The sequence below is a fragment of the Glycomyces sambucus genome (genome assembly GCF_900102815.1).
Classification (GTDB): Bacteria; Actinomycetota; Actinomycetes; order Mycobacteriales; family Micromonosporaceae; genus Glycomyces; species Glycomyces sambucus.
This window is the reverse complement of the sequence record NZ_FNGF01000006.1, coordinates 464,266-479,548: the sequence shown is the minus strand read 5'-3', so window position 1 is coordinate 479,548 and position 15,283 is coordinate 464,266. Positions and strand designations below refer to the sequence as shown.

The 15,283-nt window shown below is 72.2% G+C and carries 13 protein-coding genes; 12 read left to right on the top strand and 1 reads right to left on the bottom strand.

All coding sequences use genetic code 11. From position 1 onward, the window contains the following. Nucleotides 1-92: 92 nt before the first annotated feature. The 8 genes from BLS99_RS20005 to BLS99_RS19970 all read left to right on the top strand — a co-directional run bounded on the left by BLS99_RS20005 (nucleotide 93) and on the right by BLS99_RS19970 (nucleotide 10,623). Entirely contained in the window at nucleotides 93-1,964 is a 1,872-nt protein-coding gene (locus BLS99_RS20005; protein ID WP_091053468.1) for a CASTOR/POLLUX-related putative ion channel, read from the top strand. 141 nt (nucleotides 1,965-2,105) lie between these two features. Then, the gene (locus tag BLS99_RS20000) at nucleotides 2,106-3,878 is read left to right on the top strand and encodes an ABC transporter ATP-binding protein (protein ID WP_091053467.1); all 1,773 of its coding nucleotides are present in this window, start codon (nucleotides 2,106-2,108) and stop codon (nucleotides 3,876-3,878) included. A 908-nt stretch (nucleotides 3,879-4,786) separates the two neighbouring features. Next, on the top strand, nucleotides 4,787-5,836 hold the full coding sequence (locus BLS99_RS19995; RefSeq protein WP_091053466.1) for a glycerophosphodiester phosphodiesterase family protein: 1,050 nt from the start codon (nucleotides 4,787-4,789) through the stop codon (nucleotides 5,834-5,836). A gap of 287 nt (nucleotides 5,837-6,123) precedes the next feature. Then, nucleotides 6,124-7,083: an ABC transporter substrate-binding protein gene (locus BLS99_RS19990; protein WP_091053465.1), complete on the top strand. Its 960-nt coding sequence runs from the start codon at nucleotides 6,124-6,126 to the stop codon at nucleotides 7,081-7,083. 29 nt (nucleotides 7,084-7,112) lie between these two features. Further along, entirely contained in the window at nucleotides 7,113-7,925 is an 813-nt protein-coding gene (locus BLS99_RS19985; RefSeq protein WP_091053464.1) for an ABC transporter permease subunit, read from the top strand. Next, on the top strand, nucleotides 7,919-8,689 hold the full coding sequence (locus BLS99_RS19980) for an ABC transporter permease (protein WP_091053463.1): 771 nt from the start codon (nucleotides 7,919-7,921) through the stop codon (nucleotides 8,687-8,689). Before BLS99_RS19985 ends, BLS99_RS19980 begins: the two co-directional genes overlap by 7 nt. Next, nucleotides 8,690-9,463, top strand: coding sequence for an ABC transporter ATP-binding protein (locus BLS99_RS19975; RefSeq protein ID WP_091053462.1), 774 nt, complete (start codon nucleotides 8,690-8,692; stop codon nucleotides 9,461-9,463). Continuing rightward, nucleotides 9,460-10,623: a 4-hydroxybenzoate 3-monooxygenase gene (locus tag BLS99_RS19970; protein WP_091053461.1), complete on the top strand. Its 1,164-nt coding sequence runs from the start codon at nucleotides 9,460-9,462 to the stop codon at nucleotides 10,621-10,623. The genes BLS99_RS19975 and BLS99_RS19970 overlap by 4 nt, the downstream gene beginning before the upstream one ends. Before the next feature lie 83 nt (nucleotides 10,624-10,706). Here BLS99_RS19970 and BLS99_RS19965 read toward each other — a convergent pair whose 3' ends face one another. Further along, nucleotides 10,707-11,294 (bottom strand): GNAT family N-acetyltransferase, encoded by a 588-nt coding sequence (locus tag BLS99_RS19965; protein ID WP_091053460.1) that lies wholly within the window; start codon nucleotides 11,292-11,294, stop codon nucleotides 10,707-10,709. A 65-nt stretch (nucleotides 11,295-11,359) separates the two neighbouring features. On the opposite strand from BLS99_RS19965, the gene BLS99_RS19960 reads away from it, so the two are divergent. The 4 genes from BLS99_RS19960 (at nucleotide 11,360) to BLS99_RS19945 (ending at nucleotide 15,260) form a co-directional block, all read left to right on the top strand. Continuing rightward, on the top strand, nucleotides 11,360-12,838 hold the full coding sequence (locus tag BLS99_RS19960; protein ID WP_091053459.1) for an ABC transporter substrate-binding protein: 1,479 nt from the start codon (nucleotides 11,360-11,362) through the stop codon (nucleotides 12,836-12,838). Between the two features lie 2 nt (nucleotides 12,839-12,840). Continuing rightward, on the top strand, nucleotides 12,841-14,553 hold the full coding sequence (locus tag BLS99_RS19955) for an ABC transporter permease subunit (protein WP_091053458.1): 1,713 nt from the start codon (nucleotides 12,841-12,843) through the stop codon (nucleotides 14,551-14,553). Nucleotides 14,554-14,634: 81 nt separating this feature from the next. Beyond that, nucleotides 14,635-14,865: a FitA-like ribbon-helix-helix domain-containing protein gene (locus BLS99_RS19950; protein WP_091053457.1), complete on the top strand. Its 231-nt coding sequence runs from the start codon at nucleotides 14,635-14,637 to the stop codon at nucleotides 14,863-14,865. Beyond that, nucleotides 14,862-15,260, top strand: a complete 399-nt coding sequence (locus BLS99_RS19945) for a type II toxin-antitoxin system VapC family toxin (RefSeq protein WP_091053456.1) — start codon at nucleotides 14,862-14,864, stop codon at nucleotides 15,258-15,260. The genes BLS99_RS19950 and BLS99_RS19945 overlap by 4 nt, the downstream gene beginning before the upstream one ends. Nucleotides 15,261-15,283 lie beyond the last annotated feature (23 nt).

Sequence of the window (15,283 nt, the reverse complement as noted above, 5' to 3'; positions counted from 1 at the left end):
TTAATGGTCGGCGCCCCGAGAACCCTCCCGACCCCACTCGCCTCCGCCCCGAGTCGGTCGGACGACACGCATTCCCAGAAAGGACGCCCCCGATGTCCGATCCGACATTCAAGCAGCGGGCACGCTACTGGTTCGACAACACCATGTCGAAGGGCACGAAAGCGCTCATCGGATGGCTCACTGTCATCACCTTCGCACTCACCGCCATCGGCGCGCTGTTCCTGCTGGTCGCAGGCCAGGGCTCCGGCGTCGGCGGTTCACTGTGGACCTCGTTCATCCACATTCTCGACGCCGGAACGATCACCGGAGACGGCGAAGGCGCCCCGTACATGGTGATCATGTTCATCACCACGATCGGCGGACTGGTCATCCTCTCGTCACTCGTCGGTGTCCTCACCACCGGACTCGACGCGAAACTCGAAGACCTCCGCAAAGGCCGCTCGCTCGTCGTCGAGAAGGACCACACCGTCGTCCTCGGATGGTCCGATCAGGTCTTCATCGTCATCTCCGAACTCGTGGAGGCCAACGAGAGCGAGAAGCGCGCCGTCATCGCGATCCTCGCCGACCGCGACAAGGTCGAGATGGAGGACGAGATCCGCTCCAAGCTCCCCGACCTCAAGACCACCCACGTCGTCTGCCGCACCGGCGACCCCGCCGACCCCGACGACATCGCGATCGTCAACCCCGGCCAGGCCAAGAGCGTCATCCTCCTCACCTCCGCCGAGGACGACCCCGACGCGCAGCTCGTCCGCAGCCTCCTCGCCGTCACCCAAGGCGGCCAAGGGAACCTGAAGTGCCACGTCGTCGGCGCCGTCGCCGAGAGCCGCAACCTCCCCGCCGCCCGCCTCGCCGGCGGCCGCGGCGCGCACGTCGTCGACGCCAACGACCTCATGGCCCGCCTCATGGTCCAGACCTGCCGCCAGTCCGGCCTCTCGGTCGTCTACACCGACCTGCTCGACTTCGGCGGCGACGAGATCTACATGGTCGAGGAGCCGAACCTGTTCGGCCGCCCCCTCAGCCAGGCCCTCCACTCGTACCGGACCTCCTCGTTCCTCGGCGTCCTCACCAAGGAGGGCCGCTGCATCGTCAACCCGCCCTCCAACGCCTCGCTCCAGCCCGGCGACAAGCTCATCCTCATCGCCTCCGACGACTCCGCGATCCGGCTCGACGGCTCCCGCCCCGTCATCGACGAGTCCGCGATCATCGCCCGCGCCGAGCCCAAGCACCGGCCCGAGCGCACCCTCATCCTCGGCTGGAACGCCAAGACCCGCATGGTCCTAGAGCAGCTCGACCAGTACGTGGCCCCCGGCTCGGTCACCGACGTCGTCACCGACCACCCCGACGCCGCCGAGGCCATCCGCAAGATCGGCCCCACCATGCGCGTCCAGGGCCTCAACTTCAAGCAGGACGACACCACCGACCGCCTCCTGCTCGAATCGCTCAAGCCCGGGACCTACGACCACATCATCGCGCTGTGCTCCGACGACGTCCCGCCCCAGCTCGCGGACTCCAAGACCCTCGTCACCCTGCTCCACCTGCGCGACATGTCCCAGCGCGCCAACACCCGCTTCAAGGTCGTCTCCGAGATGGCCGACGACCGCAACCGCACCCTCGCGCAGGTCACGCAGGCCGACGACTTCATCGTCAGCGACAAGCTCATCAGCCTGCTGCTGACCCAGACCGCCGAGAACCCGCACCTCTCGCACGTGTTCGGGAACCTCTTCAGCCCCGAGGGCTCCGAGATCTACCTCAAGCCCGCCGACCACTACGTGCGCCCCGGCGTGCCGGTCAACTTCTACACCGTCGCCGAGTCGGCCCGGCGCCGCGGCGAGACCGCGATCGGCTACCGCGTCGTCGCCGAGGCCCAGCAGGCGCCGAGCTACGGCGTCCACCTCAACCCGGACAAATCCGTCCAGATGATGCTTCAGGCCAGCGACAAGATCGTGGTCCTCGCCGAGGACTGAGGGGTCTTACGACCTTCGGATGAACCGGATTTACACCGCAGAGCGGAGGGCGGTGTCGGTCGTTCCAGGTAGCTTCGACAGGGTCCGCGACACCCGGCGGACGCAGCACCGACGACGCTGCACCTAATGAAGGACACCAGGATGACCGACACCACCACGGCGGCCCCGGCCGCCGCACCCGAGGCCCCGGCGCGGGCCCCGATCACCCGATTGTGGGTCTACGCCAGGCAGCACCTGCGCCTCCTCCTCATCGGCGGCGCCCTCTCCTTCGCCGGCGGGATCGTCGGCCTCGTCCAGCCGCTCATCGCGATGGACGTGATCGACACCCTCTCCGCGAACGAGTCCCTCACCCGGCCGCTGCTCTACCTCACGGCCGTGGTCGTGGTCGGCGGCGCGCTGACCGCCCTCGGCCCGTACCTCATGCAGATCGCCGGCCAGGACGTCGTGCTCACCGTCCGCAAGGACCTCATCGGGCGCCTCGTGCGCCTCCAGGTGGCCGAGGTCGACCGGCTCAAGCCCGGCGACCTCGTCTCCCGCCTCACCTCCGACACGAACCTCCTGCGCACCGTCGCCAGCACCACCGTCATCGGCGGCGTCACCGACGTGTTCATGATCCTCGGCGGCATCGGCCTCATGGCCTGGCTCGACCCGGTCCTGTTCGGCACCACCATGGCCATGGTCGCCATGGTCACGGTCATGATGCTGTTCATCATGCCGCGCATCCAGAACGCCACGGTCGACTCGCAGAAGGCCCTGGGCGACATGGGCTCGCTCCTGGAGCGGATCTTCAGCGCGTTCCGCACCGTCAAGGCGTCCGGCGCCGAGGACCACGAGATCGCCCGCCTCGAAGGCGCCGCCACCACCGCCCGCGACAAGGGCGTCAAGGCGTCGCTGTGGGAGGCGCTGGCCGGGGTCGCCGCGTTCATGCCGGTGAACATCGCGTTCCTGCTGGTCCTCGGCGTGGGTGGCGCGCGCGTGGCCTCCGGGGCGATGGAGGTGGGGACCCTCATCGGGTTCCTGCTGCTCCTGTTCTACCTGATGGGGCCGATCAGCGGCCTGGTCGCCTCGCTCTCGCAGCTCCAGACCGGGCTCGCCGCGATCCACCGGGTCGAGGAGGTCGCGAACCTCGACTCCGAAGCGGCCCAAGGCGAACCGCGGGCCGCGGCCTCGGAGGGGCCGGCGGGGGTGACATTCGAGGACGTCACGTTCCGGTACGCCGAGGACCTGCCGTACGTGCACCACGGCGTCACGTTCGCTTCGAGCGGGCGCGGGCTGACCGCGCTCGTCGGGCCGTCGGGCGCGGGCAAGACCACGGTGTTCTCGCTGATCGAGCGGTTCTACCCGGTGACCACGGGGACCGTCTCGGTCGACGGGGTCGACGTGCGCGACTGGCCGCTGGAGGACCTGCGCGGCGTCATCGGGTACGTCGAGCAGGACGCCCCGGTCCTCGACGGCACGCTCCGGGAGAACCTGGTGATGGCCGCGCAGGACGCGACCGAGTCGGAGATCGCGGACGTCGTGAAGACGGCGCGGCTCACCGAACTCGTGGAGAAGCTGCCCGACGGCCTCGAATCGCGGATCGGCTACCGCGGCACGACGCTCTCGGGCGGCGAGCGACAGCGCGTCGCGATCGCGCGGGCGCTGCTGCGCAAGCCGCGGCTGCTGCTCCTCGACGAGGCGACCTCGCAGCTCGACGCCGCGAACGAGGCGTCGCTGAAGCAGGTCATGCTCGACGCGGCCGAGCGCACCAACGTCCTGGTGGTGGCCCACCGGCTGTCGACGGTGACCAGCGCCGACCAGATCGTGGTCTTCGACGCCGGCATCGTCCGCGCGGTCGGCACCCACGCCGAACTGGTGGAGAAGGACGACCTCTACCGCGACCTGGCGGCCTCGCAGCTCCTCACGGCCGCTTAAGGAAACGCGTTGGAGGGGGCCGGACCGCGCAGCGGTCCGGCCCCCTCCAACGCGTGGGGTTCACTGAGCCGGGTCCGGTCGTGTTCGAGGATCGGCCCGGCATCGTGTCGGCCCTATGCGGAGTGGGTGCCCGTGCCGATGCCGGTTCCTGTGCTTGGGCGGCCTGCGGTTCGGGAGTGTTGCGGCGGTTCTGCGCAAATCGGGCGTGGGCAGGCGCCCCCGATTCGATGATGCCCGGCGGGTCCGACAGTGCGGCAATGCGCGGTGGATTCATATTTGCGGGCGTCGATGCTTGACGTTCGGCTGCGGGTGTATGAGGATGTTATAGAAAGCGGTTCCTATCGCTTTCCAGGGCGGTGCAGAGCGGTTCTCGCTGTGCATGCTCCGGATAAGGCGCTGAAATCAGAAACCGGTTCCCGGTTCGACGATGCAGATTCGGAGCCGTATCGAAGCGATGCTGGCAGGCCGCTCTGCTCTGCCTGGGCCCGCCGCTGCGGTGACCGGACCGATGGTCGCGGTGGCGCATGCCGGGGTGGCCGCCACCGCCGGAGCGGCGGGCCGCGCCTGAGCTTAAAACCGGGCAGGGGGGACCGCGCCCGAGCGTGAGAACGGGCGGAGTGGGCCGCGCCCGAGCGTGAGCACAGGCGGAGTGGGCCGAGCGCTCGCGATCGCGGCACTCGGCCGCGCCGCGATCGGCCGCGCCGCCGCCGACTGCACCCGCCGCGCGGTGTCCTTCGGCGTCCCGACCGTGGCCGGTGGTCCGTCGTAGGGTGAATCGCCCGATTTCAACCAGGCTTCAGATGCCGTTCAGCAGAGCTTCAACCCTGGTCCCGCGCGAATACGGGCGCGCGCGGTTGGCTGAAGTCACCCAGGCCCTCCGGGCCCTCCCCCCAGAAAGGTGGACGCACATGTCCCGCAAGGGCGCCCTCCTTCGCGGCGCGGCGGCTCTCGCCGCCGCCGGCGCGCTGATCGGCCTTATGGCCTCCCCGGCCGCCGCCAAGCCGCACAAGCCGCACCACCACGACTCGGACCCGATCGTCATCGCCCACCGCGGCGCCAGCGGCTACCTGCCCGAGCACACGCTGGAGGCGTACGCCCTCGCGGTCGAGCTCGGCGCCGACGTCATCGAGCCGGACCTGGTGCTCACCAAGGACGGGGAGCTCCTGGCCCGCCACGAGCCGGTCCTGGACGAGACCACCGACATCGCCCAGCATCCCGAGTTCGCGGACCGCAAGACCACCAAGCTGATCGACGGCGCGCCCGTCACCGGCTTCTTCGCCGACGACTTCACCCTCGCCGAGCTCAAGACCCTCCGCGCCGAGGAGCGCCTGCCCTCGGTGCGCCCGCAGAGCGCCGCGCACGACGGCGAGTTCGAGCTGGTCACCTACGACGAGGTCCTCGACTTCGTGGACGACCTCGACCGCAAGGTCGTCACCTACCCCGAGATGAAGCACCCGTCCTACTACGAGGACAAGGGGATGAGCATCGAGGAGGAGCTGGCCGACCTGCTCGACGAGCGCCGCCTCGACCGGAAGCGCTCCCCGGTGTGGATCCAGTCGTTCGAGTACCAGAGCCTGCTCAACATCGCCGAACTCGTGGACAACCGGATCGGGCTGAACATCGACGGGCAGGGCGAGATCTCCGACGCCGAGCTCGACGAGTACGCCGACACCCTCGACACGGTGAGCCTGAACAAGAACCGCATCGTCCCGCGCGACGCGAACGGCTACCTGATGGAGCCGACCGACGTGGTCGAGCGCGCGCACGACCGCGGCCTCGACGTGCACGTGTGGACGTTCCGCAACGAGAACCAGTTCCTCCCCGCCGACTTCCGCGAGGGGAGCGGCGGTGCCGCATGGGGCGACTTCGAGTCCGAGTACGACCTGTTCTACTCGCTCGACGTCGACGCCGTCTTCAGTGACTACCCGGACAAGGCGATCGCAGCCCGCGACTGCTGACGACCGGGTCGCGAACCCAGGATTCGCAACCGAGAAAGAAGGGCCGCCCTGCCGCCGGGGCGGCCCTTCCCCGTGTCCGGGGGCGGCTGCGGCCCCCGCGGCCGGGTGTGTCCGGAGTGGAGCGCCCCGGCGGCAACGGTGCCCGCGGGCTGCGGCGGTTCGGTGCGGGCGCGGCCCGGGCGGGGTCTTGACCGGGCCGGGGCTATCTACTAGTTTCGATATATGAACGAGTATTCGCATTGCGAACACTCGGTGCCGTCGCCTCGCTCCTCCCGGAAGGCACCCGCATGAGACGCACGCTCGCCCTCGCCTCCATGTCAGCCCTGGCCCTCGCGCTCGCCGCGACCACCGCCGCCTGCGGCGGCGAGGAGGACGGCGCCGGGGGAGCGGACGCCGTCTCGGTCGGCGTCATCCCGATCGTCGACGTCGCCCCCATCTACCTCGGCATCGAGCAGGGCTTCTTCGCAGCGCGCGACATCGAGCTCGAACTCACCGCCGCCCAAGGGGGCGCGGCCATCGTCCCCGGGGTCGCGGCCGGCGAGTTCGACTTCGGGTTCTCCAACATCACCTCGCTCCTCCTCGCCCAGTCCTCGGGCCTGCCGATCGAGATCGTCGCGAACGGGGTCGCCTCCACCGGCGTCGCGGGCGAGGACTTCGGCGCCGTCATGGTCCCCGCCGACAGTCCGATCCAGACCGCCGCCGACCTCGCCGACGCCACCGTCGCGGTCAACACCCTGAACAACATCGGCGACACGACCGTCCGCGAGTCCGTCCGCATCGACGGCGGCGACCCCACCGGCATCGGCTTCACCGAGATCGCCTTCCCCGACATGCCCGCGCAGCTCAGCGCCGGGAACGTCGACGCCGCCTGGGTCGTGGAGCCCTTCAAGTCCCTCATCGAGGCCGAGGGCGGCCGGCCCGTCGCCTGGAACTACGTCGACGCCGCCCCCGACCTCACCGTCGCCGCCTACTTCGCCACCTCTCAACTCGTGCAAGAGGACCCCGACCTCGTCCAGCGCTTCGCCGACGCCATCGCCGAATCGCTCCAGTACGCGACCGACAACCCCGAGGCCGTCCGCGATATCCTGGGCACCTACACCGACATCAGTCCCGAGATCCGCGCCGCCCTGACCCTGCCGGCCTTCCCCGCAGCGGTCAACAAGGACTCCGTGGAGCGCCTCGCCGAACTCGGCGAAGCCGACGGCATCTTCGAGAACCCCCCAGACGTGGACGCGCTCCTGCCATGAGTCCGCAGCGTTCGAACGACGCGAGCACCATGAGCGACCAGCGGCTCCACTCCTCAAGACCCCGGCCGCGTCCAGTCCCACCGCTGCTCCTCGGCGCGGCCGGGGTCGCCGCGGCCCTGCTCGCCGGCCAGCTCCTCCCGCTCACGCCCCTGGTGGACCCCAGGTACTTTCCGACCACCGGCGCCGTTCTCGGCGCCCTCGCCGACGACCTCGCGCGCGCCGAGTTCTGGCGGGCCCTTGCCGACACGCTCACCGCCTGGGCGCTCGGGCTCGCCATCGCCGTCGCCGCGGGCGCCGCCCTCGGCATCCTCATCGGGTCCCTCCCGCCCGTGCGCGCCGCCACCGCCTCCACCATCGAGTTCCTGCGCCCGATCCCCTCGGTCGCCCTGGTGCCCTTGGCGGTCCTGCTGTTCGGCACCCGCCTGCCCTCGACGCTCCTCCTCGTCGTCTACGCCGCGTTCTGGCAGGTCCTCGTCCAGGTCCTCGCGGGCGTGCGCGACATCGACCCCGTCGCCGCCGACACCGCGAAGAGCCTGCGGCTCACCGCATGGCAGCGCCTGACCCGCCTCGCCTGGCCCACCGCCCTGCCCTACCTCATGACCGGGGTGCGGCTCGCCGCCACCGTCGCGCTCGTCCTCGCCGTCACCGCCGAACTCGTCATCGGCTCGCCCGGCCTCGGCAACGAGATCGCCGTCGCCCAGACCTCCGGCGCCGCCGACCGCATGTACGCGCTCATCCTCGTCGCGGGCGCCCTCGGCGTCCTCGTCAACCTCGGCGTGCGCCTCCTCGAACGCGAAGCGCTCTCCTGGCACCCGGCCGTGCGAGGTGACGCGCGGTGGTGACCCTCGCCCGCAAGACCCTCCTCGCCCTCGGCCTCCCCGCGGCCCTGTTCGCCCTGTGGTGGTTCGCCTCCGCGGGCTCCACCAGCTTCTACTTCCCGCCCCTGTCCGCGATCACCGCCGAGTTCGCCGAGACCTGGACGCCCGAGCGCTGGCGCGACGACGTCCTCCCCAGCGTCGCCCGCCTCGCCGCCGGCTACACCGCCTCCGCCGCCGCCGGGATCGCCCTCGGCGTCCTCATCGGACGGACGCGCTGGCTCTTCCACCTCACCGAGCCCGTCCTGGAGTTCGCCCGCGCCGTCCCGCCGCCGGTCCTCGTCCCGGTCATCATGCTGTTCGCCGGCATCGGCGACGGCATGAAGACCGCCGTCATCGTCTCCGGCTGCGTCTGGCCGATCCTGCTCAACACCGTCGCCGGGGTCCGCTCGGTCGAACCGGTCCAGCTCGACACCGCCGCCGCGTTCCGCCTGGGCCGCAACAGGACCCTCCTCGCCGTGGTCCTGCCCGGCGCGAGTCCGCGCATCGTCACCGGCATGCGCCAGGCCCTCGCGATCGGCGTCATCCTCATGGTCGTCAGCGAGATGTTCGCCGCCCAGTCCGGGCTCGGCTTCGCGATCGTCCAGTTCCAGCGCAGCTACGCGATCCCCGCGATGTGGAGCGGCATCCTGCTCCTCGGCTGCCTCGGCGCGGCCCTCGCCGCCCTGTTCACGGTGTTCGACCGCGCGGTCCTGCACTGGCACCACCGCCAACGGGCCGAGGAGGTCTGAGTGCTCGAAGTCGCCGGGATCGGCAAGGACTACCGCGTCGACGGGGGAGTGTTCACCGCCGTCGACTCCCTCAGCTTCCATGTGGCCGAGGGCGAACTCGTGTGCGTCGTCGGCCCCTCCGGCTGCGGCAAGACCACGCTCCTGCGGATGTGCGCCGGGCTCCTCGCGCCCACCCGCGGCACCGCCCGCGTCGACGGCCGCGACGTCGACGGCCCGCCCGAGGGGACCGCCGTCGTCTTCCAGGAGTACGGCCGCAGCCTCTTCCCGTGGATGCGCGTGGGCGCCAACGTCGAACTCCCGCTCAAGCGCCTCGGCCTCACCCGCGCCGAACGCCGCGACCGCGTCGCCGAGGCCCTGCGCCTGGTCGACCTCGAAGGGAAGGAACAGGTCTGGCCCTGGCAGCTCTCCGGCGGCATGCAGCAGCGCGTCGCCATCGCCCGCGCCGTCGCGTTCCGGCCCCGCCTGCTGCTCATGGACGAGCCCTTCGCCGCCGTCGACGCCCAGACCCGCGCCGACCTCGAAGACCTCATCCGCGACCTGTGGTCCCGCCTCGGGATCACGGTCGTCTTCATCACCCACGACATCGACGAGTCGGTCTACCTCGGCCAGCGCGTCCTCGTCCTCTCCTCCCCGCCGACCACGCTCCGCGCCGAGATCCACATCGACCTCGGCCCCGACCGCGACCAGCTCGACACCCGCTCCGCCCCCGCGTTCGCGAAGCTCCGCGCCGCCGTCTGGCGCGAGATCCAGGCCGCCAAGCGAGGTGCCGCATGAGGACCCGCGTCGGGATCGTCGGCGCCGGACCCGCCGGGCTCCTCCTCGCGCACCTCCTCGCCGCCGAGGGGATCGACGTCGTCGTGCTGGAGCGCCGCAGCCGCGCCCACTGCGAGTCCCGCATCCGCGCCGGCGTCCTCGAACAGGCCACCGCCGACACCCTCACCGCCGCCGGCGTCGGCGACCGCATGCGCGCCGAAGGCCACGTCCACCACGGCATCGAACTGCGCTTCGGCGGCGAAGGCCACCGGATCGCCTTCGACGAACTCGTGCCCGGCCGCGCCATCACCGTCTACGGCCAGCAGGAGGTCGTCAAGGACCTCATCGCCGCGAACCTCGCCAACGGGGTCGACCTCCGCTTCGAGGTCGAGGGCATCACCCTCGGCGGCATCGACGGCGAACCGCACCTCCAGTGGGCCGGCGGGCGCCTCGACTGCGACTTCATCGCCGGATGCGACGGCTTCCACGGCGTCTCCCGCGCCTCCGTCCCCGCCGGGCGCCTCACCGCCTACGAGAAGACCTACCCCTTCGCGTGGCTCGGCGTCCTCGCCGCCGTCGCCCCCTCCGCCCCCGAGCTCGTCTACTCCGCCTCCGACCGCGGGTTCTCCCTGCACTCCATGCGCAGCGACACCGTCAGCCGCTTCTACCTCCAGGTGCCGCCCGAGACCCGCCCCGAGGACTGGAGCGCCGCCGCGATCTGGGACGAGCTCAAGGCCCGCCACGAGACCGTCCCCGGCTTCACGCTCGCGACCGGCCCGGTCATGTCCGTCGACGTCGCCGCCATGCGCTCGTTCGTGGCCGAGCCCATGCGGTTCGGGCGCCTCCTCCTCGCCGGGGACGCCGCGCACATCGTCCCGCCCACCGGCGCGAAGGGCCTCAACCTCGCCGTCGCCGACGTCCGGGTGCTCGCCCGCGCCCTGGGGGAGTACTACCGCTCCGGCCGCGAGGACCTGCTCGACGCGTACTCGGCGACCTGCCTGGAGCGGGTCTGGCGCGCCCAGCACTTCTCGTGGTGGATGACGACCCTGCTGCACCGCTTCGCGGACGCCGACGCCTACGACCGGCGGCTCCAGCGCGCGCACCTCGACTACGTGGCCCGTTCGCGGGCGCAGGCGACCGCGCTGGCGGAGAACTACGTGGGGCCGCCGTACGAGGGCTGACGAGCCCCCGGCCGAGGCGACCCCTCATCATTAATGAAAATCGTTCCCGTTATGCTCGGGCCATGCCAGGACCGACCGGGCCCTCAGCGGGGCAGGCGCAGCCGGAAGTGGACCGTCTCGAACGGCTCGCCGGCGTCGCCGCGGTGCTCGTTGACGGCCACCCGCTCGTCGAACAGCACCGCGCCGCGCCGCGACCAGAACTCCACCGCGCCGGGCGTGCGCGCGTCGGTGTGCAGGTAGACGCCGGTGTAGCGCTCGCGGGAGGCCGCGAAGTCGAGGCACGCGTCCACGAGCGCGCCCGCGAGGCCGCGGCGGCGGTGCTCGGGCCGCACGTACACGCGGTACAGGCTCGCGGTGCGGCCCTCCTCGAACCGGTCGGCGACCTCCGGCGGGTGCGGCGGCGAGGTCGGCGTCTGCCCGCGCACGCCCGCGGTCGCCACGACCCGGCCCCCGCGCTCGGCCACGAAGAGCGCGTTGTCCTCGGGCGCCAGGTAGAACGACTCGACGTCGATGATGTCGGCGTGCCACTGCGGCAGGTAGCCGTGCCCGAAGTCCCGGTAGACGGTGTCGAGCATCACCGAGCGGGCGTCGGCGATGTCGCCCGGTTCCGCTTGGCGCACTACGTAACCCGATAGTCCCCTGATCTCGTCTGCGGTGGCGGTGCTCGACATGTGTGCCATTATTGCAGGCGTTTTGCAACAAGTAGCGGTTCGCGACAAGAGACGAGGCCCACTCCATGCCCCAGCGACGGACGCCCCTGACCCGGCGCACCCTGCTCACCGCCGCGCCCCTCGGCCTCACCGCCGCCGCGGTCGCCGGCTGCTTCGCCCCCGGCGAGAGCGGCACGGGCACGCTCGTCCTCGCCAACGCCCTCACCCCCGCCGCGGGCCTCTCCCCGCACTCCGAGGACGCGTTCCTCCTCGCCCGCTGGTCCGTCGCCGAGACCCTCCTGGCCCTCGACGACGACGGCCTGCCGAGCGCCCTCCTCGCCACCGACTGGGCCCAGGCCGAGGACGGCTCCTGGGACCTCACCCTCCGCGAAGGCGTCCGCTTCCACGACGGCACGCTCCTGGACGCCGCGGCCGCGGCCGCCGCCCTCACCGCCGCCGCGAACGCCGCCGCCGTCCCCCGCGTCGTCGACGGCCTCGGCCTCACCGCCGAGCCCACCGGCGCTCTCACCCTCCGGGTCGCCACCGCCGCTCCCGACCCCGTGCTCCCGCAGCGCCTCTCCAGCCCCCAGCTCGCGATCCTCGCCCCCGCCGCCTACACCGGGGACGCCGTCGACCCGGTCGGGCACGCCACCGGGCCCTACGCCATCGCCGCGTCCACCACCACCGGCGTCGAACTCGAACGCCACGACGACTACTGGGGCGAGCGGGCCGCCATGGCCTCCTACCGCGCCGACTACGTCCCCGACGCCGCCACCCGCGTCGCCGCCCTCCGCTCCGGCGAGGCCCACGTCATCGAGGCCGTCCCCTACGCCCAGATCGCGAACCTCGACGACGCCCGGCTCCAGGACGCCCCCACCGGCCGCACCGTCAGCCTCTACCTCAACACCGAAGGGCCCCTTGCCGACCCGGCACTCCGCGCCGCCGTCGCCGCCGCCGTCGACCCCGCCCCGATCGTGGACGACATCTACGAAGGCCGCGCCGACGCCCCCGAAGGGCTCTTCGGCCCCGCCCTCGCCTGGGCCGCCGACCACCGCCCCTACGACCTCCCCGCACCCGCCGACCCCGGCGGCACCGCCGTCACCCTCGCCACCTACACCAACCGCGCCGAACTCCCCGAAGCCCTCACCGTCATCGCCGCCCAGCTCGAGGCCGCCGGGTTCACCGTCGCCACCGAGGTCCGCGAGTACAACGACATCGAGCCCGACATGCTCGCCGGCGCCTTCGACCTCGTCCTCATGTCCCGCTCCGTCGTCCAGGACTCCGGCGACGCCTACACCTACCTCGACTCCGACTTCACCGGCGACGGCGGCTTCAACGTCGCCCGCCTCGCCGACCCCGCCGTCGACGCGGCCGTCGCCGCCGTCGCCACCGCCCCCGACCGCCAGGCCGCCGTCCTCGACGCCGAAGCCCTCGTCCTCGCCACCGTCGCCGTCGTCCCCATCGCCCACGAACGCCTCGTCACCGGTGTCGCCCCAGGCGTCACCGACGTCGCCAGCGACCCCCGCGAACGGCGCATCATCACCGCCGCCACCGCGATCGGCTGACCGTGGCCCTCCTCCGGGGCCTCCTCGCACGGCTCGCCGTCCTCGCCGCCGTCCTCGCCGCGATCGGCCTCCTGCCTTGGCTCGCCCGCCGCGACCCCGCCCTCACCGTCCTGCGCGCCCGCTACCCCGGACGCGAGGCCACCGACACCGCCCTCGCCGCCGTCCGCGCCGACCTCGGCCTCGACGCCGGACCCCTCCGCCTCCTCCAGGACCGGGCCGCCGGGCTCGCCCGCGGCGACCTCGGCACCTCCTGGGTCAGCGGGACACCCGTCGCCGACACCGTCCTCCCCGCCCTCGCGACCTCCCTCACCGTCATGGGCGCCGCCCTCGCCGTCGTCCTCGCCGTCACCTGCGCCGCAACCCTTCCCGCGCTCCGCCGGGCCGCCGCCGGACGCCCCGCCGGCACCGGCGGCATCGCCGTCACCGGCCTCGCCGCCCTCCCCGAGTTCCTCGTCGCCGCCCTCGGCGTCGCCGTCCTCGCCGCCTGGCTCGGCCTCCTCCCCGCCTACGGCTTCACCGGCCCCCGCCACCTCGTCCTCCCCGCCCTCGCCATGGGCCTCTCCGGCGGCGGCGTCCTCGCCCGCCTCACCCGCGACGCCCTCGGCCAGGTCGCCGCCGAGGACTGGGTCCGCCAGTGGCGCACCGCCGGATACACGCGCACGCGCATCATGCGCGGCCTCCTGCGCCGCGCCCTCCCGCCCCTGCTCCCGCAGACCGCGATCATCGCCGTTTCCATCACCGGCGCCGCCGTCGCCGTCGAGACCGTCTTCGCCGTCCCCGGCCTCGGCCGCGCCGCCCTCGCCGCCGCCGACGCCCAGGACCTCCCCGTCCTCCAAGCCTGCATCGCCCTCCTCGTCGGCCTCGGCTTCACCGCCGGACTCCTCGCCCGCGCCGCCGCCCACCGCCTCGCCGGACCCGCCGAGGCCGCCGCACCCGCCGTCCCGCCCGCCACCGGGTCCCGCCGCGGCGCCGTCCTCTGGATCGCCTGCACCGCAACGCCCCTGCTCATCGCCGTCGCCTACGGGCTGGTGCGCTCCGGCGCCGTCGCCACCGGCTCCCGCCTCGAAGCGCCCACCGCCGCGCACTGGCTCGGCACCGACGAACTCGGCCGCGACGTCCTCGCCCGCCTCGGCCAAGGAGCACTGTGGACGGTCGGTGCGGCGGTCGCCGCGTGCGTCCTCTCCTACCTGCTCGCGCTGGCCCTCGGCTTCGCCCCGCGCCTGGCGCACCCGCTCGCCGAGGCGTGCAACTCGTTCCCCGTCGCCATCGCCGGGATGCTCGTCGTGGTCCTCCTCGGCCGCGGCCAGAGCGGCGCGGTCGTCGCGGTCGCCGCCGTCTCCTGGCCCCCGCTCGCCGCCCACGCCGCCGCGCTCGCGGCCCGCGCCCGCACCGCCGGGCACCTCGAAGCGCGCCTCGCCCTCGGCGCCGGCCGCTGGTGGGTCCTGCGCCGCCACACGCTCCCGCTCGTCGCCGGCCCGCTCGCCTCCCACGCGGGACTCCGCCTCCCCGGCATGGCGCTCGGCGTCGCCTCGCTCGGCTTCCTCGGCCTCGGTGCCGGCCCCGACTCGCCCGAATGGGGCGCCAGCCTCGCCCGCTCCCTGCCCTACCTCGAACGCGCCCCGCTCGCCGCCCTCGCCCCGGCCGCCGCCATGATCGCCATGACCCTCGCCGTCATGGCCGCCGTCTCCCTGCCCCGCGCCGCACGCCGAACATGACACCCCGTCGGGTCTGGAATGCGACGATCCCGCCGCACCTGATCGTATGCTCAGCGCATGATAGAGAGCTATTCTGGAGCCATGAAGAACATCCAGGTGAAGAACGTGCCGGACGAGGTCCACCGGGTGTGGAAGACCCGCGCCGCCGCCGCCGGCATGTCATTGCAGGAGTACCTGCACCGGAAGCTGATCAAGGAAGCGCAGCAGCCGACCGTTGCTGAAGTCCTGGCCAGGGTGGAGCACCGCGGTGGACCGAAGATCGACGGTGAACTCATCGTCGAGATGATCCGAGAGGACCGAGACTCCCGGTGATCATCGCCGACGCTTCAGTGGTCGTCCCGGCACTGATGTCCTTCACCGTGGTGGACCTCCAGCTTCGAGCGGAACTCGACCAGCAGGAGATCGCCGCACCTGCACACCTCAATCTCGAGGTGATGTCCGTGCTTCGCAAACTGTGCAGGCGGAGCCTGCTGACCGAGGAGCGAGCGGCGCTGGCGCTCTTCGACCTGGGGCAACTGCCCGTCGAGCGGGTGCCGACCGATGCGCTCGAAATGCGCGTCTGGGAATTGCGCCACAACGTCACCTCGTACGACGCGGCCTATGTCGCCCTGGCAGAGCGTACGGGGGCCGAACTCTGGACCCGAGACCGCAAGCTCGCGGAAGCTCCCGGCACGGAGTGCGTCTTCCGCGTCTTCCCGGCGAATTGAGCGAAGGCCCCGCCGCGGCGGGG